At 43.7% G+C, this 21,125-nt stretch carries 18 protein-coding genes; 12 read left to right on the top strand and 6 right to left on the bottom strand.

The window, feature by feature from the left end; all coding sequences use genetic code 11:
* Nucleotides 1-151 precede the first annotated feature (151 nt).
* Nucleotides 152-607: a GNAT family N-acetyltransferase gene (locus AB8P72_RS04535; protein ID WP_305935429.1), complete on the top strand. Its 456-nt coding sequence runs from the start codon at nt 152-154 to the stop codon at nt 605-607.
* Nucleotides 608-697: 90 nt separating this feature from the next.
* Here the strand turns inward: AB8P72_RS04535 and AB8P72_RS04530 are convergent, their stop codons facing one another.
* The 3 genes from AB8P72_RS04530 to AB8P72_RS04520 form a co-directional block, all read right to left on the bottom strand.
* Nucleotides 698-982 (bottom strand): pyrimidine/purine nucleoside phosphorylase, encoded by a 285-nt coding sequence (locus tag AB8P72_RS04530; protein ID WP_305935430.1) that lies wholly within the window; start codon nt 980-982, stop codon nt 698-700.
* A gap of 83 nt (nt 983-1,065) precedes the next feature.
* A protein-coding gene (prfB, locus tag AB8P72_RS04525; RefSeq protein WP_305935431.1) for a peptide chain release factor 2 occupies nt 1,066-2,161 on the bottom strand; the annotation gives its coding sequence in 2 pieces (ribosomal slippage) (nt 1,066-2,088 and nt 2,090-2,161; 1,095 coding nt in all).
* 116 nt (nt 2,162-2,277) lie between these two features.
* Nucleotides 2,278-2,979, bottom strand: coding sequence for an HAD family phosphatase (locus AB8P72_RS04520; RefSeq protein WP_305935432.1), 702 nt, complete (start codon nt 2,977-2,979; stop codon nt 2,278-2,280).
* Nucleotides 2,980-3,174: 195 nt separating this feature from the next.
* Between AB8P72_RS04520 and AB8P72_RS04515 the strand changes: the two genes are divergently transcribed.
* Nucleotides 3,175-3,621: a hypothetical protein gene (locus tag AB8P72_RS04515; RefSeq protein ID WP_305935433.1), complete on the top strand. Its 447-nt coding sequence runs from the start codon at nt 3,175-3,177 to the stop codon at nt 3,619-3,621.
* 19 nt (nt 3,622-3,640) lie between these two features.
* On the opposite strand, the gene AB8P72_RS04510 is transcribed toward AB8P72_RS04515, so the two are convergent.
* Nucleotides 3,641-4,177 carry a gamma carbonic anhydrase family protein gene (locus AB8P72_RS04510; protein WP_305935451.1) on the bottom strand — a complete coding sequence of 179 codons (537 nt, stop codon included), beginning with the start codon at nt 4,175-4,177 and terminating at the stop codon, nt 3,641-3,643.
* Between the two features lie 199 nt (nt 4,178-4,376).
* On the opposite strand from AB8P72_RS04510, the gene AB8P72_RS04505 reads away from it, so the two are divergent.
* The 8 genes from AB8P72_RS04505 to AB8P72_RS04470 all read left to right on the top strand — a co-directional run bounded on the left by AB8P72_RS04505 (nt 4,377) and on the right by AB8P72_RS04470 (nt 16,241).
* Entirely contained in the window at nt 4,377-4,949 is a 573-nt protein-coding gene (locus tag AB8P72_RS04505; RefSeq protein WP_305935434.1) for a phosphatase PAP2 family protein, read from the top strand.
* Nucleotides 4,950-5,279: 330 nt separating this feature from the next.
* Nucleotides 5,280-6,512 carry a glutamine-hydrolyzing carbamoyl-phosphate synthase small subunit gene (gene carA / locus AB8P72_RS04500; RefSeq protein WP_305935435.1) on the top strand — a complete coding sequence of 411 codons (1,233 nt, stop codon included), beginning with the start codon at nt 5,280-5,282 and terminating at the stop codon, nt 6,510-6,512.
* Between the two features lie 136 nt (nt 6,513-6,648).
* Entirely contained in the window at nt 6,649-9,903 is a 3,255-nt protein-coding gene (gene carB, locus AB8P72_RS04495) for a carbamoyl-phosphate synthase large subunit (protein ID WP_305935436.1), read from the top strand.
* A gap of 369 nt (nt 9,904-10,272) precedes the next feature.
* Complete coding sequence (gene greA, locus AB8P72_RS04490; protein WP_068408815.1) at nt 10,273-10,749, top strand: transcription elongation factor GreA; 477 nt, start codon at nt 10,273-10,275, stop codon at nt 10,747-10,749.
* Between the two features lie 555 nt (nt 10,750-11,304).
* On the top strand, nt 11,305-12,255 hold the full coding sequence (locus tag AB8P72_RS04485) for a hypothetical protein (RefSeq protein WP_227514916.1): 951 nt from the start codon (nt 11,305-11,307) through the stop codon (nt 12,253-12,255).
* Nucleotides 12,256-12,486: 231 nt separating this feature from the next.
* On the top strand, nt 12,487-13,755 hold the full coding sequence (locus AB8P72_RS04480; protein WP_369958090.1) for a putative DNA modification/repair radical SAM protein: 1,269 nt from the start codon (nt 12,487-12,489) through the stop codon (nt 13,753-13,755).
* Nucleotides 13,756-13,812: 57 nt separating this feature from the next.
* On the top strand, nt 13,813-14,685 hold the full coding sequence (locus tag AB8P72_RS04475; RefSeq protein WP_305935438.1) for a TIGR03915 family putative DNA repair protein: 873 nt from the start codon (nt 13,813-13,815) through the stop codon (nt 14,683-14,685).
* 149 nt (nt 14,686-14,834) lie between these two features.
* Nucleotides 14,835-16,241, top strand: a complete 1,407-nt coding sequence (locus AB8P72_RS04470; protein ID WP_305935439.1) for a glycosyltransferase — start codon at nt 14,835-14,837, stop codon at nt 16,239-16,241.
* A 155-nt stretch (nt 16,242-16,396) separates the two neighbouring features.
* Here AB8P72_RS04470 and AB8P72_RS04465 read toward each other — a convergent pair whose 3' ends face one another.
* Nucleotides 16,397-17,134: a cupin domain-containing protein gene (locus AB8P72_RS04465; protein WP_082894245.1), complete on the bottom strand. Its 738-nt coding sequence runs from the start codon at nt 17,132-17,134 to the stop codon at nt 16,397-16,399.
* Nucleotides 17,109-17,849, bottom strand: coding sequence for a gamma-glutamyl-gamma-aminobutyrate hydrolase family protein (locus tag AB8P72_RS04460; RefSeq protein ID WP_068404036.1), 741 nt, complete (start codon nt 17,847-17,849; stop codon nt 17,109-17,111). The genes AB8P72_RS04465 and AB8P72_RS04460 overlap by 26 nt, the downstream gene beginning before the upstream one ends.
* Nucleotides 17,850-18,360: 511 nt before the next feature.
* On the opposite strand from AB8P72_RS04460, the gene AB8P72_RS04455 reads away from it, so the two are divergent.
* Both AB8P72_RS04455 and AB8P72_RS04450 read left to right on the top strand, forming a co-directional pair.
* Nucleotides 18,361-19,704 (top strand): glutamine synthetase family protein, encoded by a 1,344-nt coding sequence (locus tag AB8P72_RS04455; protein ID WP_068404038.1) that lies wholly within the window; start codon nt 18,361-18,363, stop codon nt 19,702-19,704.
* Nucleotide 19,705: 1 nt separating this feature from the next.
* Nucleotides 19,706-21,079: an FAD-binding oxidoreductase gene (locus AB8P72_RS04450; RefSeq protein WP_225211645.1), complete on the top strand. Its 1,374-nt coding sequence runs from the start codon at nt 19,706-19,708 to the stop codon at nt 21,077-21,079.
* Nucleotides 21,080-21,125 lie beyond the last annotated feature (46 nt).

The following is a 21,125-nucleotide window of genomic DNA, read 5'->3' as shown; positions in this document are numbered from 1 at the left end:
TGAATTGCGACTATTTTTGCTGTTTGTTTGCCACAAGCAAAGTGTAATCGATGTGTAAAACACCACTTTAAAAGGTTCTAAACGATGAGATTTTAAGCCATAATTCGCTGAACCCCACAACTTAAGTCAAATAAATATAATGACAAATACTTTGATAAAAATAGTCCCGTTATTTATAGCTCCATTGTCTAAAGCGGATTACGACGCTTGGTTAAAATTGTGGCAAAATTATTTAACCTTTTATGAAACTCGCTTGCCACCAAGTACCACAGAAAAGACGTGGCGCAACCTGCTTGATGACGATATGCCGATTTATGGTTTTGGCGCATGGCAGGATGAAATGCTAGTCGGTATCACGCATGTGGTACTACATCCTAATACTTGGAATACGACAGAATGCTGTTACTTAGAAGATTTATACGTTAGTGAGGCGGTTCGCGGAAAAGGCGTTGGGCGCGCACTGATCGAACAGGTGTATGAATTTGCCCATGGAAAAAACTGCAACCGTGTTTATTGGACGACGCAAGAAGACAATGCGACGGCGCGTAATCTCTATGATTCAATCGCTATTAAAACTGATATGGTGCAATATCGCAAAGATTTATGACTTAAACTTATCTAAAAACACAGCCATAAAAAAACGCCAAGTGTTAAACGCTTGGCGTTTTTTTACGACACAAATCTAAACTAAAAAAGATTATTTACCATAAGTACATAAATAAGCACTTTCAACGTCTACTTTTACTTGAAACTTCTGATTGGCTTCAACGGTAAATTGCTCGCCCGCACTAAAGGTTTGCCATTCATCGCTTTCTGGCAATTTGACCGTCAATGCCCCACTGACTACGCTCATGGTTTCAAATTCGCTAGTACCAAACTCATACTCACCAATTTCCATCACGCCGACGGTAGCTGGCAGGGTTGCCGTTTGAAAAGCAATAGAAGTCACTTTATTATCAAAATAGTTATTAACGCTTGGCATAATTTTCCTTAATTAAATATTGATTGGACTTTCAAAGTTGTCTTAAAAGCTGTCTTTCAAATGGCATTAATGGTAGCCTGAATTTACAGCCCAGCTTTTAAGCTTGCTACAATAAATTGATCGAGGTCACCATCTAATACCGCGCCAGTATTAAAGGTTTCAACACCAGTACGCAAGTCTTTGATACGCGAGTCATCGAGTACATAAGAGCGGATTTGACTGCCCCAACCGACATCAGATTTATTATCCTCAACCGCTTGCTGACTCTCCATGCGCTTTTGCATCTCAAGCTCATACAACTTGGCGCGGAGCATTTTCATCGCCGTCGCTTTGTTACCATGTTGGCTGCGCTCGTTTTGACACGTGACCACCACGCCACTTGGCTCGTGAGTGATACGCACCGCAGAATCGGTGGTGTTCACGTGCTGACCACCCGCGCCTGATGAGCGGTAAGTATCGATACGCAAATCGGCTGGATTGATATCAATCTCGACGTTGTCATCGATTTCAGGCGACACAAAAACAGCAGCAAACGAGGTATGACGACCATTATTACTATCAAATGGCGATTTACGCACTAAGCGATGCACGCCAATTTCGGTACGTAACCAACCAAAGGCATAATCGCCTTTAATCTCAATCGTCGCTGACTTAATGCCAGCAACGCTGCCTGACGATACTTCGATAACTTCGACTTTAAAGCCATGCGCCTCGGCCCAGCGCGTGTACATCCGCAGCAGCATTTCCGCCCAATCTTGCGCTTCGGTGCCGCCACTACCTGACTGAATATCCAAGTAGCAATTGTTTGGATCCATCTCACCGCTAAACATCCGGCGGAACTCTAAATCAGCAACGCGTTTCTCGGCATTGTCGAGCTCTGCTTGCACATCAGTGAGCAAGGATTCGTCTTCTGCTTCTACTGCTAAATCAAGCATGGCAGCGGCGTCTGCTAAAGTCGTTTCAAGCGAAACCACCACGTCGATGACGCCATCAAGCTGACTTTTTTCTTTATTAATCTTGGTCGCGCGCTCTGGGTCGTTCCATAGCTCGGGGTTTTCCAATTCTAAATTGACTTCTTCTAAGCGTTCTTGCTTACCGTCGAAGTCAAAGATACCTCCGCAAATCCTGCCCACGCTCAGATAAATCTTTGATACGTTCTTGATACGGATTGATTTCCATAAATTTTCCTGTCTTTTTAAATAAATACCTTACTGATATGGCGCTATTTTAAATGAGATTGACAATAAATAGTTGGCTAATTAGTACTGCTTTTATATTAAATAGCTATAGACCAGCTAAATCGACCAATCTTCTACTGCCCAGCGATGGGCCAGCGCGTGCGCATGTAACGCCTCATCGGGTGACACACAGATAGCCACATCCGCCCATTCGAGTAATGGAATGTCATTTTTGGAATCTGAATAGGCATAAGTTTTATCAAAAGTGATACCCGCTAATTGCTTTTTATTAAGCCACTTGTCTAGATGGTAGATTTTACCTTCTTTAAAATTGGGCTTATCGGTTAACTTGCCGGTATAACGCTCGTTTTGTATCTCAAGTGGCGTCGATAGTACATTACTCTCTTCAATACCAAAACGCTTAGCAATCGCCGACACTACAAAATCATTGGTGGCAGAAATAATCACCACGTCGTGACCCTGCTCGACGTGATGACAGAGCGCCTCCATGGCTTTTGGGCGAATATGCGGCTCGATTTCCGTCTTAATATAGTCTTCGCGTAGCTCATGCAGTCTGTCCATCGGCAAGCTACTTAAAAATTGCGCGACAAATTCATTATATTCGGTCGCATCAAGCGTACCTTCGATATAATCTTGATAAAACTTTTGATTGGCGGTGCGATATTCTGCTTCGTCAACCAGATTATGCTTAACGATATACTCGCCCCAAAGATAATCGCTATCGACGTCAAGTAACGTATGGTCTAAATCAAAAAGTGCCAATTCTTTTGGAGCCTGTCCTGCTTGTTTTGCCTGCATAATGGAGCCTTGTTTTTATTAATTAAAGGAATGATTTTTTGACTATAAAATATATTAGAAAATTATTGGATATAAAACGTGTTGCATCATTCGCTATAAGTCTACTGTTTACCAAACATAATTATGCTAACTTGTTTACTTTAATATTTCATTAGCTTATCTTTAGCCAGCTTGATAATAGCAATAGAGAACTGTATGAAAGCGCCTGATGATAAAACCGCTTTAGCTAATCGACCGCGACGTCCTGCCCGCTCCATCAGAGAAATCAGGCGACGGCAGTTAGGCAAAAGCTACCAATCGCCTTTTGACCGCCTACTTTATGCGCTGTTAAACGCGTTATTGTATGGTTTTGGCGGCTTACTTATCGACCTTGCCATCGTTGTCATTCGCTCAATCGCCGGTATGGGCAATGGCGAGATATTCTGGCTATTCACGCCGTTTATGCTAGTTTTGGGGGCGTTAACGGGTTTTATCGTCGGCAAAAGCGCGGGTGCTGAAAGCGTCAATGCTTTAAATATCGATGATACGGGTAATAATCATTACCTTAATGACCATTCTATACGCCATGATATCTTCCGCGGCCTGATTATCGGCATTATCATTTTTGCCGTTATTTGGCTTATCATGATGCTAATGGCATAAAATTCCGCTTTCTGATATCTCAATCAGGCATCGCTATTTCTGTTAAACCAGTTTTGAATTTCTGACAGCGCTCCGCATAATGCATAGCTGATAGCTTTAACATTGCCGCTTGCTCATCGCTTAAGGTTTTGACCACTTTTGCAGGGGCGCCCATTACCAGCGAATTATCCGGTATCTCTTTACCTTCGGTGACCAAGGCTTTGGCACCAATGATACAGTTTTTGCCGATTTTGGCATTATTCAATACCACCGCACCAATACCTATCAAGCTATTATCACCAACTTCGCAGCCATGCAGCATCGCTAAATGGCCAATGGTGACGTAATCGCCGATTTTAACCTCAATCCCTGCATCGGTATGAATGACGCTGTTTTCTTGCACGTTACTATAATCACCGATATGAATGCGCTCGTTGTCACCGCGTATCACCGCCCCAAACCAGACGTTGGCTTGATGACCCAAATACACATCGCCTATCACCCGTGCGCTATCAGCTACCCAACCGTTAAATGGTACGGCAAACTCTGGCGTTTTGTCTAAATATTGATAAATCATCATCCATCCTTAGTCATTATTTTCATAAACGTTTATAAATAGTAAAAGTGTGGTAAAAAATGATAGCGTTATAGTCTTGTCTTAAATAAATATGGTGTAAAGCTTGTAAGTCATAAATAGCTGTAAAAGTTTATAAAAACTATTTTATAAAAACTTTATAGTATAATGCCGCCAACAAATCCTCTTTAGGCTCGCCGCCATGTTTATCAATAAAAGCAGTAAAAAGCATCCAACGACTATTCTATTATCGAGCGTCCTATTAACCAGTGGCGTTATTGTCACTCTTCCTGCTCACGCAGACAGTAGTACTAGTAAAGTGGGCGATGTGCTGAGCTTTGCTATCCCAGCTGCTGCTTACGGTAGCACTTATTATATGGATGATAAAGAGGGTCGTCAGCAATTTTACTATTCATTTGCCACCAATGTTGCTGCGACTTATGCGCTAAAAACAGTGATAGATAAAGAAAGACCCGATGGTAGCGATGATGACTCCTTTCCTTCAGGCCATACATCAAGAGCGTTTCAGGGTGCCAGCTTTATCCATAAACGCTATGGCTTAGAATACAGTATTCCTGCTTATATTGGCGCAGGTTTCGTAGCTTATAGCCGTGTTGAAGCCGATGAGCATGATGTGGCCGACGTGGTGGCAGGAGCCGCTTTAGGGGTTGCCAGTAGTATGTATTTAACCAAAAGCTATTATGACGACCAATTGCACATCGCTACCAATTTAGCACCCGACTATTATGGGGTGTCGGTGCATTATAATTTTTAATAGCACTTATTTATCCCATTTGAAAGCACTAAATACAGACATTAGAAATAACAGAAGAGATAAGATGCTAGCCCTTAACGCAAAACTCTAGTATAATGCGCAAAATCTGTGCCAAAGCGAGCGGACATGATGCAAGTTACTCATTCACCCTTAGTGAATCCTGTACCTTTTCATCTATGATGTCTTCTCGCTTTTTTGTGGAAAAAATTTGGCTTCAGCCCTTTTTTTATGTGTATTTAGCAGTATTTAAATGCCTCTAAAAAACCATTTTAGCGCAACATTTTGACCATAAAACATCACGGCACTCACCCATAACAGCGGAGGCAACCCTTGAATTCATCGGCAGAAATACAAGCAATTTTGGCACTAGCAGACGGTACTATTTTTCGCGGTTTGAGTATCGGTAGTCTTGGTCATCGTGTCGGTGAGGTGGTATTTAATACAGCCATGACAGGGTACCAAGAAATTCTAACTGACCCAAGTTACGCGCGCCAGCTGGTCACGCTTACCTATCCGCACATCGGCAATACTGGCACCAACGCTGAAGATGTCGAATCTGGTAATGGCCATCAAGTATGGGCTGAAGGGCTTATCATTCGTGACGCGACGATGGTCACTTCAAACTTCCGTAACTCAGAGTCATTGACGGATTATTTACAGAACCATAATACCGTCGCCATTGCAGATATCGATACCCGCCAGTTGACGCGCTTATTACGTGATAAAGGTGCACAAAACGGTTGTATCATGACCGCTTCTAACGGCGCAACGATTAGCAGCGACGACGAAGCCCAAGCCATTAAACTGGCGCAAGAGTTTGCCGGTATCGAAGGCATGGACTTGGCAAAAGAATGCTGTACGCCGAAGACGTTTGAATGGACAGCAGGCAGCTGGGACTTATCAGATACACTACTCAACCGCGATATACCGGGCAGCCATGACAGCGGTACGGGCGGCTTTTTTAAACAGCTTGGCACCCATGTTGACTCAAAATACAACGTTGTCGCCTACGATTTTGGTAGCAAAACCAACATCCTACGTATGCTCGTAGACCGCGGTTGTCATGTGACGGTCGTACCCGCACAAACCCCTATCGCAGATGTGTTAGCAATGAATCCAGACGGTATCTTCTTATCAAATGGCCCTGGCGATCCTGCTGCCTGTGACTACGCTATCGATGCGGTCCGTCATATCATTGAAGAAACCGACATTCCAACCTTTGGTATCTGCTTAGGTCATCAGCTCATTGGCCTTGCCAGCGGTGCTAATACCATTAAAATGAAAACAGGTCATCACGGTGCCAACCATCCAGTACAAGACTTGGCCACTGGTACGGTGATGATTACCAGTCAAAACCATGGTTTTGCCGTTGATGAAGACACCTTGCCTGATAACGTTAAATCTACCCATCGCTCATTATTTGATGGTACTAACCAAGGGATTGAGCTGACCAATAAGCCAGTCTTTAGCTTCCAAGGTCACCCGGAAGCCAGCCCTGGCCCACATGATGCTGCGCCATTGTTTGATAAATTTGCGGCGATGATGGAAAAGGCTAAAGCATAAAATAGATATTCTTTTACAGCTTAGATCATGCTCGATGATTTAAGCTGACCCACATAAAACACAATAGTATTTTTAAATACTGTTTTATCCAAATATAAATCAATTAAAATATCATATAACGAAGGTAGCCCTAACTATGCCAAAACGTACCGACATAAAAAGCATTCTTATCATTGGCGCAGGCCCTATCGTCATCGGTCAAGCATGTGAGTTTGACTACTCAGGCGCGCAGGCGTGTAAAGCGCTAAAAGAAGAAGGCTACCGCGTCATCTTGGTCAACTCAAACCCTGCAACCATCATGACTGACCCTGTCATGGCTGATGCGACTTATATCGAGCCGATTACCTGGCAGACGGTTGAGCAAATCATTGCTAAAGAACGTCCGGATGCTATTTTACCAACCATGGGCGGACAGACGGCTCTAAACTGTGCTTTAGACTTAGACAAGCACGGCGTCCTGACCAAATATAATTGTGAGCTAATTGGGGCGACTAAAGACTCAATCGAAATGGCAGAAGATCGCAACTTATTTGATAAAGCCATGAAGCGTATCGGCCTTGAATGTCCTCGCGCTGAAACCGCTGAGACCATGGAAGAAGCTTTTGCCACCCAAGAAAAAATGGGCTATCCGTGTATCATTCGCCCGTCATTTACCATGGGCGGTTCAGGCGGCGGTATCGCTTATAACCGTGACGAGTTTATCGAGATTTGTGAGCGCGGCTTTGACTTATCACCGAACCATCAATTGCTTATTGATGAGTCATTAATCGGTTGGAAAGAGTACGAGATGGAAGTGGTTCGTGACAAAAACGACAACTGCATCATCATTTGTGCGATTGAGAACTTTGACCCAATGGGCGTGCATACGGGCGACTCAATTACGGTTGCCCCAGCGCAAACGTTAACCGATAAAGAATACCAAATCATGCGTAATGCTTCATTGGCAGTACTGCGTGAGATTGGTGTAGAAACAGGCGGCTCAAACGTACAGTTCGGTATCAACCCAGATACGGGTCGTATGGTCGTCATCGAGATGAATCCACGCGTTTCTCGTTCATCAGCATTGGCATCAAAAGCAACCGGCTTCCCGATTGCCAAAATCGCGGCTAAACTAGCGATTGGTTATACGCTTGATGAATTGCAAAACGACATTACGGGCGGCAAAACCCCAGCGAGCTTTGAGCCAGCGCTCGATTATGTGGTGACCAAAATACCTCGCTTTAACTTTGAGAAATTCCCACAAGCCGACAGTGTGTTATCAACACAGATGAAATCGGTTGGTGAAGTGATGGCAATCGGTCGTAACTTCCAAGAATCGATGCAAAAAGCCCTGCGCGGCATGGAAACCGGCAATGATGGTTTTGATGAGCAAATCGACTTAGCAAAAGTCAGTATTGAGAAAGCCCGTAGCGAGATTAACAATCGCTTAACCATTCCAACGCCTGAACGCATTTATTATCTTGCCGATGCTTTCCGTATCGGCATGAGCGTCGATGAAGTGTTTAACTTAACCAAAATTGATCCATGGTTCTTGGTACAAATTGAAGACATCGTCAAAACCGAAGCACAAGTTAAAGCCTTAGGTTTTGGCGGTTTAACTGAGCAAAATCTGCGTAGCTTTAAGCGTAAAGGCTTGTCAGATTTGCGTTTGGCAAAATTGCTTGGCGTCTCACAAAAGCAGCTACGCAAAAAGCGTTGGGATTTAAACGTTTATCCAGTATATAAACGCGTCGATACCTGTGCAGCAGAATTTGCCACCAGCACCGCTTATATGTACTCAACGTACGACAGCGAATGTGAGGCCAATCCAACGGATAACAAGAAAATCATGGTTATCGGTGGTGGTCCAAACCGTATCGGTCAAGGTATCGAGTTTGACTATTGCTGTGTTCACGCAGCCCTTGCCATGCGCGAAGACGGCTACGAGACCATCATGGTTAACTGTAACCCTGAAACGGTTTCAACCGATTATGACACCTCAGACCGTCTGTATTTTGAGCCAATCACCTTAGAAGATGTGTTAGAAATCGTGCGTATCGAAAATCCAGACGGCGTGATTGTGCAATTTGGCGGTCAAACGCCATTGAAACTGGCGCGTGCGCTTGAAGCCGCTGGCGTCAAAATCATCGGTACCAGTCCTGATGCGATTGACCGTGCTGAAGACCGCGAACGCTTTCAGCATATGATTCAGCAATTGAACCTTGTGCAACCAACCAATGCGTTAGCGACAAGCTTAGAAGATGGTTTGGTTAAAGCCAAAGACGTTGGCTATCCGCTAGTAGTCCGCCCATCTTATGTACTCGGTGGTCGCGCGATGGAAATCGTCTATAACGAAGATGAGTTAAGACATTACTTGCGCACCGCGGTACAAGCATCGAATGAAGCGCCTGTACTCCTTGACCGCTTCTTAGATGATGCGATTGAGGTCGATGTTGATTGTGTTTGCGACGGTACTGATGTGGTGATCGGCGGTATCATGCAGCATATCGAACAAGCTGGCGTGCACTCTGGCGACTCGGCCTGCTCATTGCCGCCTTACTCATTATCAGATGAGCTTTGCGATGTGATGCGCGCGCAAACCGTTGCGATGGCAAAAGAGCTTGGCGTCGTCGGTTTGATGAACGTTCAGTTCGCGGTAAAAGGCGAAACGGTTTACATTCTAGAGGTGAACCCACGTGCCGCCCGTACCGTACCTTTCGTATCTAAATGTATCGGTACGTCATTAGCACAAGTCGCGGCGCGTTGTATGGCGGGCACCTCGTTAAAAGATCAAGGCTTTACTACTGAAATCGTCCCGTCATTTTATGCGGTCAAAGAAGCGGTATTCCCATTTGCTAAATTCCCGGGTGTTGACCCAATCTTGAGCCCTGAGATGAAATCAACCGGTGAAGTCATGGGCGTTGGTAAAACCTTTGGCGAAGCATTCTACAAAGCGGTTATCGGTAGTAATGAGCGCCTGCCAGGTCTACCTACCAAAGGCGAAACCAAAACCGTCTTTATCTCCGTTCGTGATAGCGATAAAGAACAAGTCACCCCTATCGCCCGTCAGCTTCTTGATTTTGGCTTCAACATCGTTGCCACTACTGGTACGCAAAAAGTACTGGCGGAAAACGGTATTGAATGTAAACAAATTAACAAAGTCACCGAAGGTCGCCCGCATATCGTCGATGCCTTGAAAAATGGCAAAATCGACCTTATTATCAATACTACTGAAGGCAAACAAGCGCAAGAGGATTCATTCTCTATCCGCCGCAGTGCCCTACAAGGTAAAGTATTTTATGTCACGACATTAGGCGCGGCAGATGCGGTTTGTAAATCTTACGCGATTGACCTACCGTTTGATGTGTATAAGCTACAAGATTTGCATGAACAAGCAAAGACTATCGCTTAGCACTATTGACTTGATGGTATAATTTCAGTAGATTAAGCATCATAGCGACGCTTATTTAAAAGCGTTGGCAAAAATTATGTCTGGTTTTTATACGACTATAGTACTTAAAAAAATTGTACTTTAGAAAAATAAATTTTTTAAAAGATAAACCTAAAAAGCATAGTGGCTGAACTGCGACTATGCTTTTTATTACGTAAGGTTAAGGCGTCTTTTCGGTAAGTGTATCCGTGCTGATAGTTAATCGCTAAGTGTGCAGTTACTTAGGACGCAGCCTCAACCTCATTCTTTTTATATTACATACTCATTGCAACAACACTGACACCATCTCATCATGAAATGGTGCCCGTGTTATTGGTTTAAGGAAAAAACATGCAACGTTATCCCATGACTCCACAAGGACATGCGGCGCTAGAAGCCGAACTAAAACAGTTAAAAAGTGTCGACCGTCCACGTATTACAGCGGCTATCGCTGAGGCGCGCGAACATGGCGACTTAAAAGAAAACGCTGAATATCATGCCGCTCGCGAACAACAAGGTTTTTGCGAAGCGCGTATCCGTGATATCGAAGCCAAGCTTGGCGCTGCACAGGTCATCGACCCTACTACGCTACCAAATGATGGCCGAGTGGTATTTGGCGTGAGTGTGGTCATCGAAAATATGGATACCGAAGAAGAAAAACAATACAAAATCGTCGGTGATGACGAAGCTGACTTTAAAGCTGGCAAAATCTCAGTCAACTCCCCAATTGCGCGTGGTTTGATTGGCAAATCTGAAGGCGACGAAGCCCGTATCGAAACGCCAAAAGGCATAGTCGAATATGAAATCATGAAAGTGATTTACGATTAATATTGGTTATTTTGTAGATAAATAGATCACCTTAAAAAAGCTTTTGATAACAAAAGCTTTTTTTGTAGATAGGTATAGTTAATTAGATATAAAAACGATACAGCGAGATGAAAAGTTGTTTTTCGCAGCATCTGTCGGCGTAGGCACAGCACGCAAGAAAAACAACTTTTCATTGAACGATTTGATAGCGACGTATCTGATTTATTTGTATTCAACTATATATTTTTAGTGCAGCTGATAGATGCAAAAAATAGTACACAACGTCATTATTAGTAGAGTATTAGTTACACAATACAGCTTTTTTACTCAATTCGTTTTAGCGCATAATTGTTCACACATTAAGTGCTAAGTATTTGACTAAAATAATGATGGAATGATAGCAAGTGTTGGCTATCTTAAGTACCTTTGCCCTCGTTATTTGACATGGTTTACATGCTCATTTAACGGGGGTTTTTTCTTATATAAGCGTTGTTTTTCTCGACCTTATTTTTTAAATTTTGTTTTTTTGCTACTTCATTAGCGGCTTTATTTACTGCTATTTTAAAGGAATCTATTATGACCACGCCTATCAATACGCCAGCATTTCAGGCTACGAATAAAAAAGCGCTTAAACACGCCTTCATTAAAAAAAACACTATTCCTACAGCCATATCAATGGTCTTAGCGGGTAGTTTTCTGACGCTAACTGCTGCCCAAGCTGCACCTGAAGTCACGGTCGTACCATCTGTGAGCAACAGCACCACAGTGGTCGAAAGTTACTCAGACGGCAAAACAGCGGTTATCACTGCGACGCCGAATGGCATCACCATGCAAGATGGTATGCCGTTTTACCGCACACAAGTGAGTACTGCGCCCCGTTATGTGGTTCGCTCAGGCGCTAATACTGTCGTTACTCAAGGCAATGCCACGGTCACGAGCGTACCTGTGACCAACCAAGTCACTAATCAAACCAGCAGAGTTGACGTCATAGCGGTTCCAACGACCAGCGTGACCGAAGTCTTGCCTGTGACGCCGGTGACCCAGTTGCCCGTCATCCATACACCAACGACCACCGTCGTCACTAATCAACCGGCAACGACGCAAATCGTCTCTACCTCTTTAGATACTCTGCAATTGACCCCAACTTTTAGCACGCCTGGTGTGGTTAATGCCCAAACCAAAGTCATGAAAATATTAAAAAATAAAGATGGTCGTGAAGTGGCCGTACCCGCCAATCATATCGCGCCTGGTGACGTAATCGAATATCACACCACTTATACCAATACCACCGCGCAGCCTGTTACTGATATCAATGCGATGGTGTCATTGCCAAATGGTGTCCAATTAGTGTCACTAAACAGTCCATTACCAACGCTTGCGACTACTGGTGGCGATAGCTATCAAACTATCCAAAAAGTGGGCAATACCGTGGTTGTAAAAGAAAACTATTCTGGTCTTAAATGGAACTTGGTTGATCTAAGTCCAAATGCTGCTCAGACCGTCGTTATACGAGCTAAAGTTCAGTAATGACGACCTTATAAAATATCATATTTTACTAAAAAATTACTCTAAAGCCTTGCAAACGCGAGGCTTTTGTCATTTTAAAGAAGAATAAAGCTCCAACTATACTTGTTAATATTTTTTATTTTCAAGCGACACTATCTGTCGTCTTGTTTATCTAATTATCCTACCTTTATAATGACTTAAGCCTGATTTTGCTAAAATACATACCTATAAATGATTTGGTAAATCGCGCTTATGGCAACCATCAATTATGAACGACTACAAGGTAAGCTCAATATCTTAGCGGACGCTGCTAAGTATGATGTCTCTTGCTCATCCTCCGCAGGCACTCGCAAAAACCAAGGCGGTGGTCTTGGTGATGCTTCAGCAACCGGTATTTGCCACAGCTATACCGAAGATGGTCGCTGTGTCAGTCTTCTTAAAATCCTTTTGACCAATCACTGCATCTACGATTGCGCATATTGTACCTCACGTAAAAGCAATGACACCCTGCGCGCTGCTTTTAGCGTCGAGGAAGTGGTTGATTTAACCATGCAGTTTTATCGTCGTAACTATATCGAAGGATTATTTTTAAGCTCAGGGATTTTTAAAAGTGGCGATTATACGATGGAGTGCTTGGTCGAGGTCGCCAAGATACTGCGTACCCGCGAGCGCTTTAACGGCTATATCCATCTAAAAACTATCCCCGGCGCGTCAAAAGAATTGTTATTAGAAGCGGGGCTTTATGCCGATCGCCTTAGTGTCAATATTGAAATTCCGACCAAATCAGGTCTGGCATTGCTCGCTCCAGAGAAGTCACATGATGAATTAAAAGCACCAATGGAAACCGTTAAAACTGAAATTATCACTATCAAAGAGAGCCGTAAAACCCATAAAAAAACACCTAAATTTGTGCCAGCGGGTCAAACCAGTCAGATGATTGTTGGCGCCAGTAATGAGACCGATTTGCAAGTCATACAGCTATCGAGCCATTTTTATCAGCAATATGATTTAAAACGTGTTTATTACTCAGGTTACGTACCGATGTTGTCTGATAGTCGCCTGCCAGCGATTGGAGCGCCTGTGCCGATGATACGTGAAAACCGTCTGTATCAAGCGGATTGGCTGATGCGTTTTTACGGCTTTGGTGCCCATGAAATCGTTGAGCCTGACTCGCTATTTCTAGACTTAGATTGCGACCCGAAACTTGCTTGGGCAATCCGCCACCGCGAGCATTTTCCCGTTAATATCCAAACCGCCACTTACGAGATGATTGTGCGTATTCCCGGTATCGGTACCAAAACCGCTAAAAAGATAGTGAAGGCGCGTAAGTTTAATCAGTTGACGCTTTATCACTTGAAGAAAATGGGCGCGGCGGTCAATCGTGCCAAGTACTTTATCGCAACAACGGGTAAAAACGAGCATTTGGCGCATTTAACCCGTGATAATTTCCGTCAATATGTACTGGCGCAAACGCAGACCAAATATAAAGACCAACGCAACGGTCAATTAGCGCTGTTTTAATCAGCATGGTTTTAGTCGGCATGGTTTTAATTGCCACTATTTTAAATAGGAACATAAATGTCACAGCTGATGCAAAGTCACGATTACATTGTTGGTCACTTAACGCCCAGTATTGTGCTTTATGAGCCAAGTTTTGAAGGTTGGCTGAGTGCCGTATTTTATGTCTATACCAATAAGTTACAGGACGATGAATCCCTACAACTAATTGCTCACGACTGCTATATACCATCGTTGATTGCACAGGCAACAAGCGTAGCAACGGATGCAGACAACGCCGAACGCGTACTAATAAAGCTGCATAAACTCTTAGGTCGTTCAGGTATGCGCAATATCCTCTGGGGATTTTTATCAGAAAAAGCTCATATCGGCACCACTTTATTTCAAGTAATTAAATACGCCATTGACTACCCTAGCCGCCATATTATGCAAGATTTGGGTAATTTGAATGTTTTGGAATTGGTACAAACCGTCAAATCGGTCAGCCGAGAAAAACACCGCATGGAAGCCTTTGTGCGTTTTGAGCACACCACTGACAATATCTACTTTGCCCGCGTTGAGCCTGACTTTAATGTACTGCCTTTGATTGGTGAGCATTTTCGTCAGCGTTATCAAGATCAGCATTGGGCGATTTATGATGTGGCACGTGGCTATGGCATTTATTATGACAAAAGTAAAAGTACCCCGTCGCGCCCTGCTGACCTACAAACCATCACTAACCTAGATGATACGGTACTGCGTAATCCTGCCAGCATTCATAGTAAGGACGAACAGCGTTATCAAAAGTTTTGGCAAGGCTACTTTACTAATGTCAATATCAAAGAGCGTAAAAACCCACGGCTACATAAGCAATATCTGCCGCAGCGCTATTGGAAATATCTCAGTGAAAAGCAAGTGCTACCAAATGCTGCGCATTTACAAAAACGTCGCTAGTTTAGTAACGTTACCTATTGCCAACTGCTTATTCTCAGCTAAGAAAAGCATGGCAAATTTGACCTTATCTTTTTATCTTGGTGGTTGAGTTTTCGGCACTTTTAACTGACAATAGCAGCTTGATATCCTATTTGGTGACCGACGCTATTATGAAAGTTATGCGCTTACTGTCGTCCTTAAAGCATGATGAATCCGAGCGCGGCATTTTTCATCTGGGTCGCGCTTTGGTTAAAAATGGTCATACTTCCATTATCATTGCCAGCGCCGATGAAGAAAATGACTTGGTCAAACGCCTAAAGCGCGATGGTAATATCTACCATCAGCTTTATATGAATAAGAAATCTTGGCTGTCACTGCTACAAGTCGCCCCGCTGCGCCGCCTGATTGAAAAATACGACCCTGATGTCATTCATGTGCATTCGCGCACCCCTGCATGGATATTGCATTTGGCCTTGCGCCGCGCCCGCCTCAAGCGTCGTCCCAAACTGGTCTCGACCATGTACGGTTTTTATCCGATTAATAAATACTCGCAAGCGCTGCTCGATGTCGATACCATCATCACGGTCTCTGATAGCGTCACCAATTATTTAAAAAAAGGCCTGCGCCGTGAGGAGCTAGAGCCCAAAGTTATTAAACGTATTTACCGTGGTGTCGATACGCGCCGTTATCCGTATCGACACAACCCTTCTGTGTATTGGCTGCGCCATACGTTCGCCGAATATCCTGAACTTGAACACAAAAAATGGCTGGTTTTTCCGACTATCATCGGCAATGAATATGGGCAAGAATGGCTGATTGATATTTTGGGTAATCTGCAAGAACAATTTCCTAATATTCATGTCATTATTATGGATGATGATTACCGCGAAGGTGATGTGGCGCATGAAGATTTTCGCCAGCGCAGCAATACGCTTGGACTGTCTGAGCGCATAACTTACGTTGGCAGCAAACGTAATGATATGCGCGAATGGCTGTCGGCGGCCAATATCGTCATGGCGCTTGCCAATGAGCCAGAATCGATTGGCATTAATGCCCTGCAAGCAATTCACTTAGGCACGCCAGTCATTGGCTGGGATCAAGCGGCATTTAGCGAGATACTACAGCCACTTTATCCGCAAGGATTGGTCAAAAAATACAACGCCAAAGCGCTCTGCAAAGCAGTGCGCAACCAGCTAGAAAGTGTCACCCGTCCTGAGATGACCAATAAATTCACCATGCGTGAGATGATTGAACAAACCCTACTTGTCTATCAAGGGTTATATGACCAATCGCTTGCAGAAGAACAAGCGCAGGCGGATGCAGCGGCGGTTAAAAAAATTAAGAAAGGCCTTAGTAAGGCATCTAAATCTATTCCTGAATCTCCTTATGTAAAAATCGAGCCCGCGGATAAAATCAGCAAAGTCAGGTTGTTTAAAGACTCTACTAAAACGACAGATGCTAAAGCAGAGACTAATACTGCAACCGTTAAAGTAGAAAATGCTAAGGCAATACAAACGATAGAAACAGTAAAACCAGCCGATAAACAAAAAGCAAGCCAAGACCAAAGCAATACCTAATAGCTTATTTATGACCCCTTATTTTTAGCGAAAAAAAGCACTGCTTCTATTGCTAGATACAGTGCTTGAGATAGTGGCTAATAAACTCTAAACTCTTTATAAATAATAGGCTTTTGCAAAACAGTTTTTAACGCCAATTGAACTTTAATATAAACTTAGTAAGTCGTCGGCGTATGCGCGCTTACGATACGAGTTATGCCATCAGTAGGATTGATAAAGGTGTGCGGTTTAATGGTATCAATCACATAACTGTCACCTTCATTCAACAAATAAGTCGTCTCTTCGATACGAATTAAGACTTTGCCTTCAATAACGGTGCCAATCTCTTCGCCTTCGTGAGCGATTTTTTCTTCGGTCGAGCTATTGGGCTGATAGGTCTCAATCAAAAACCCCAGATTTTTGGTGGTGCTACAGTTATATACCTGTTTGAGCGACACTCTACTGCTTGACTCGCTAAGCTCTATCAAATCCTTTGGTGTGACCACCACACGTGCTTTGGGCTCTTTCCACTCATCACTGAAAAAAGTCGTCAAATCAGACCCTAGCACCTGTAAGATGGCTTTAAGTGTATTGACCGCTGGGCTGACTTTATTACGCTCAATCGCACTGATTGAAGTATTGGTTACCCCTGCCATCCTTGCCAGCTTGCGTTGCGAGTAGCCTTTTGCAAGGCGCAGTTGATTGATTTTTTTACCGATATCCTCTTCAGGCTGGCTGTCCATTTCGAGTTCAGATTCTGACGCATCTTCTTCAGCGCTGTTAACGTCATCAGCATCGTCTTCGTCTTGTTTTTCAGCCTCGTCTTCGAGTAAGTCCATTTCATTTTCAGGCGCAATGTCCTGTTTTTCAATATCGTTTTCTGCACTATTATGAACCGTGTTTTTTGCTGGCATAGTGGATAAATTCCTTGAATAGAAATTTTGACAAATCGTCTTGTGCATAATTTAACTCAGGATGCCATTGTACACCAATCATAAATGGATGTTTTATTAAGCTGATGGCTTCTACCAATCCATCCGGTGCACGTGCTTCGACAAATAAATCTCGACCTACTGTATTGATGGCTTGTTTGTGCAACGAATTGACGTGCCATTTTTCGCCAAACGCTGCCAGTCGCCCCTCAGGCTGAATAATCACGTCATGCACCGGCTGGTATTGCACCTCAAGCGGCTGGGTATTGTCTTCCAAATGCGGCTCATAAAACCCTTCTACTTCACGCCAATCTGGATGCAGGCTGCCATCAAAATAGACATTCATCTCTTGCAAGCCTCGGCATACTGCCAATAAAGGCGTACCCGCCTTCTCTGCATGAGCAAGCAGTTTAAAGCTCAGCTCATCACGACCTAAGTCCTGCTTTTCTTCAATATGCGAAGCGCCATAACGTGCAGGCGCGACGTTACTGTAACTGCCCGTCAATAAAATACCGTCAGCAATGGCAATCAAAGCCGCGAAGTTCTCACTCTCAGCGGCAGTATTGGGCAGCAAGATAGGATTGCCACCATAAAAATGTACCGCATCGATATATTTTTGGTACACCGCTTGCGCAGGTTGACCGTCGACCATTTTATGACAGGAGACGATGGCAATAATGGGGCGATAAGTTTGCATTTTATTCTTCCTTGAATGTGATATCTGAGCCTCAAAACTACAATATACCGAGATTTCTTTGATTAAAATCTAACACAAAATTTCGGACATTGTAAACTATAAACTTCATTTTTAGATAATTAAAACCAATATGAATATAATTAATTACTTTTTAATAGTTTTAAATATCATTTGACAACTATAAATTTCAGTCATATATTGAAGGACATCAGTAAGACAAAAGGTGAATTACCGTCTCTACACCCCAATGTCATTACCGATAAAAACAAGGCTAAGAACAATGCTAAGTGATTCATTTTGCAGTAAAAACATCAAGCAATGTTAGGAAGGAAATACTTAGTAAAGTAAACCATGTGGTATCAGCCACGGCAGTTATAAGTGCTGTTTTATTTAGCAATACTGTTTTATTTAACGTCATTCACCATCAGGATTTGTCAATTATGAATGACAGCGGCCATAAACGGCGCAACTATAATCAGAGTAAAAATCAACATCAATAGGGATAATAGACATGACGACAACCAAGGGAATGGTCGAATCTGCAAATAATACGGAATATGTGTATGTTGCAGCGGGGGATATTAATGGCTTACTTCGTGGTAAGCGCATCCCCTTTAATCAGATGGAAAAAGCAGAAAATGGTGCCATACGCTTACCTTTATCAATTTTAGGCGTCGACATCTGGGGCGCTGACGTTATCGAATCCTCTCAGTGCAATGGCGATATCGATGCCATTGCTCGTCCTACCGGCCGCGCTGCCTATCCGCTCCTCAATACCAGCGCGCCCTCATCGCTATTGCCCGTTTGGCTTTATACCGAAGACAACGAGCCTTATTACGGTGACGCACGCCACGTCTTAGATTATGTCAGTAAAAAATTCAAAGCACTCGGATTAACGCCAGTCATGGCAACAGAGCTTGAATTTTATTTGATTGATTACACCGAAGGTGAAAGCCCAAAACCGCCTATCCGTCCAAAGAGCGGCTTAAGGCTAAATAAGACTTCTATTTTAAGTATCAATGACTTATTGCAGTTTGATGAGTTTTTAGACGAAGTTTATGAGCAATGCAAAAAACTTGATATTCCGGTTGATGCCGCTTTAGCTGAGAACGGCTGTGGTCAGTTTGAAATTAACTTATTACACGTCGATGACCCGTTAAAGGCTGCTGACGATGCCATTTTATTCAAACAAGTAGTTAAGTCCGTCGCAGCACGCCGCAAGCTAACGGCTACTTTTATGGCAAAACCCTTTGGATTGCAATCCGGCAACGGCTTTCATGTACACTGCAGCCTGCTCGATAAAGATGGCAATAATGTCTTTGATGATGGCTCAGAAGAAGGGTCAGACATCTTGCGTCATGCGGTCGCAGGTTTATTAAAAACCATGTCGGATTGCACCTTATTATTTGCCCCCCATGTCAACTCTTATCGCCGCTTTACCCCAGGTACACTGGCACCAAACAATGTGTCATGGGGCTATGAAAACCGCACCGCTGCTGTGCGCATCCCAGGCGGCGACTCACAAGCACGCCGTATCGAGCACCGCGTTTCTGGCGCCGATGCCAACCCTTATCTGGTCTGTAGTGCGGTATTGGCAGGCATGCTTTATGGCATCGAAAACAAGCTTGAAGCGCCAGAGCCGGTCAATAGCATCACTTATAACGAAGCCGAGCTTAAAACTTTGCCATTAGACTGGCTGTCCGCTATCCGCAAATTTGAAAGCAGCGACATCATCGATTCTTTATTTCCAAGCGAGATGATTGAGCTATTAATTGCAGTCAAAAAACAAGAAGCCAAACGCTTTGCTCAGCAAGTGACCAACCTTGAATACCTCACCTATTTACAGGATGTTTGATATGTCAAATAACTCAAATAGCAACTTAAATGGCAATGCAGCAATGAACCAAAATCCGCCTTCGAATAACACGCGCAACATTCCGCATTATTCAGACAATGGGCAATATCCTGATAGCTATTATGCAGCCAGCCGTAATCCTAAGCCCGACAGACCGACGCTAAAAAATGATATTCAAGTGGAAATCTGTGTAGTCGGTGGCGGTTATAGCGGCTTATCAACGGCGCTGCATCTCATTGAAACCGATCACGAAGTGGTGGTTTTAGAAGGTGCGCAAATTGGTTGGGGCGCATCAGGGCGTAATGGCGGTCAAATCGTCAACGGTCTTAACGCCAGCCTGCAAAAAATCAAAAAGTCTTATGGTCAAGAAAACGCAGATTTCGTCGGTCAGCTTGTGACCCGTGGCGGCAAAATCATTCGGCGCTTTGTCGCTGATTATAATATCGACTGCGATCTTAAAGAGAAAAATATCTTTGCGGCGTTAAATAATGGTCAGTTAAAAGACTTACAAGAGACGCATGCCCTATGGGAAAGTCATGGGATGCATGATCGAGAAATGCTCGACAAAAATGGCATCCAAGAACATATCAAAACAGACGCTTATGTGGGCGGTATTATTGACCATTCAGGTGGTCATATCCATCCGCTAAACCTCGCGCTTGGTGAAGCCGCTGCCATCGAAAAATCTGGCGGTACTATCTATGAAAACACTTTAGTCGTTGATATTGAATATGCCGATGACCACATCAAAGTTATTACTGAATTTGGTAGCGTCACTTGTAAGCAAGCGGTGCTGTGCGGCAATGCCTATCTCAATAAAGTCATACCTAAATTAACTGACCGCGTCATGCCGGTATCGACACAGATTATCGCCACCGAGCCCTTAGGTGATTTAGCAGACCAGCTGCTACCAACCGACGTCTGCGTCGAAGATGTGCGCTATATCCTTGATTACTATCGCCTGTCAGCGGATAAGCGCATGTTATTTGGCGGCGGTACTGTCTACGGTGGTCAAGACCCAGCCGATATCACCGCCAAAATACGACCAAATATGAATAAGATTTTCCCAGAGCTACGTGATGTCAAAATTGACTATGCGTGGAGTGGTAACTTTGCCTTGTCTTTTTCTCGCGTACCGCAAATGGGCAAACTGCATGACCGTGTTTATTTCGCTCATGGCTATAGCGGTCATGGGGTGACAGGCTCGCATTTATTTGGGCAGATATTAGCTAATGCCATCAATGGTCGCACCAAAGAGTTTGATACCTTTGCCAAGATTCCTTGGATTCCTTTCCCAGGTGGCCGCGCCCTACGCGTGCCGTATTCTGTCATGGGCTCATGGTGGTACGCACTAAAAGACACCACTGGCATGTAACGACGTCAAAATCTAACCATCATTATCTGTCATAACAATGGATTGT

The sequence above is a fragment of the Psychrobacter sp. CLB018 genome (genome assembly GCF_041222815.1).
Lineage (GTDB): Bacteria > Pseudomonadota > Gammaproteobacteria > Pseudomonadales > Moraxellaceae > Psychrobacter > Psychrobacter faecalis.
This window is presented reverse-complemented; position numbering and strand designations above follow the sequence as displayed.

Bases quoted from the DNA above. Each gene is read 5' to 3' on its own strand.
- AB8P72_RS04530 (WP_305935430.1), bottom strand. From the start codon at position 982: ATGCCAAGCGTTAATAACTATTTTGATAATAAAGTGACTTCTATTGCT.
- AB8P72_RS04450 (WP_225211645.1), top strand. From the start codon at position 19,706: ATGTCAAATAACTCAAATAGCAACTTAAATGGCAATGCAGCAATGAAC.
- greA (WP_068408815.1), top strand. From the start codon at position 10,273: ATGCAACGTTATCCCATGACTCCACAAGGACATGCGGCGCTAGAAGCC.
- AB8P72_RS04480 (WP_369958090.1), top strand. From the start codon at position 12,487: ATGGCAACCATCAATTATGAACGACTACAAGGTAAGCTCAATATCTTA.
- AB8P72_RS04505 (WP_305935434.1), top strand. From the start codon at position 4,377: ATGTTTATCAATAAAAGCAGTAAAAAGCATCCAACGACTATTCTATTA.
- AB8P72_RS04485 (WP_227514916.1), top strand. From the start codon at position 11,305: ATGACCACGCCTATCAATACGCCAGCATTTCAGGCTACGAATAAAAAA.
- AB8P72_RS04465 (WP_082894245.1), bottom strand. From the start codon at position 17,134: ATGCCAGCAAAAAACACGGTTCATAATAGTGCAGAAAACGATATTGAA.
- carB (WP_305935436.1), top strand. From the start codon at position 6,649: ATGCCAAAACGTACCGACATAAAAAGCATTCTTATCATTGGCGCAGGC.
- AB8P72_RS04515 (WP_305935433.1), top strand. From the start codon at position 3,175: ATGAAAGCGCCTGATGATAAAACCGCTTTAGCTAATCGACCGCGACGT.
- AB8P72_RS04510 (WP_305935451.1), bottom strand. From the start codon at position 4,177: ATGATTTATCAATATTTAGACAAAACGCCAGAGTTTGCCGTACCATTT.
- AB8P72_RS04520 (WP_305935432.1), bottom strand. From the start codon at position 2,979: ATGCAGGCAAAACAAGCAGGACAGGCTCCAAAAGAATTGGCACTTTTT.
- AB8P72_RS04475 (WP_305935438.1), top strand. From the start codon at position 13,813: ATGTCACAGCTGATGCAAAGTCACGATTACATTGTTGGTCACTTAACG.
- AB8P72_RS04460 (WP_068404036.1), bottom strand. From the start codon at position 17,849: ATGCAAACTTATCGCCCCATTATTGCCATCGTCTCCTGTCATAAAATG.
- AB8P72_RS04455 (WP_068404038.1), top strand. From the start codon at position 18,361: ATGACGACAACCAAGGGAATGGTCGAATCTGCAAATAATACGGAATAT.
- AB8P72_RS04470 (WP_305935439.1), top strand. From the start codon at position 14,835: ATGAAAGTTATGCGCTTACTGTCGTCCTTAAAGCATGATGAATCCGAG.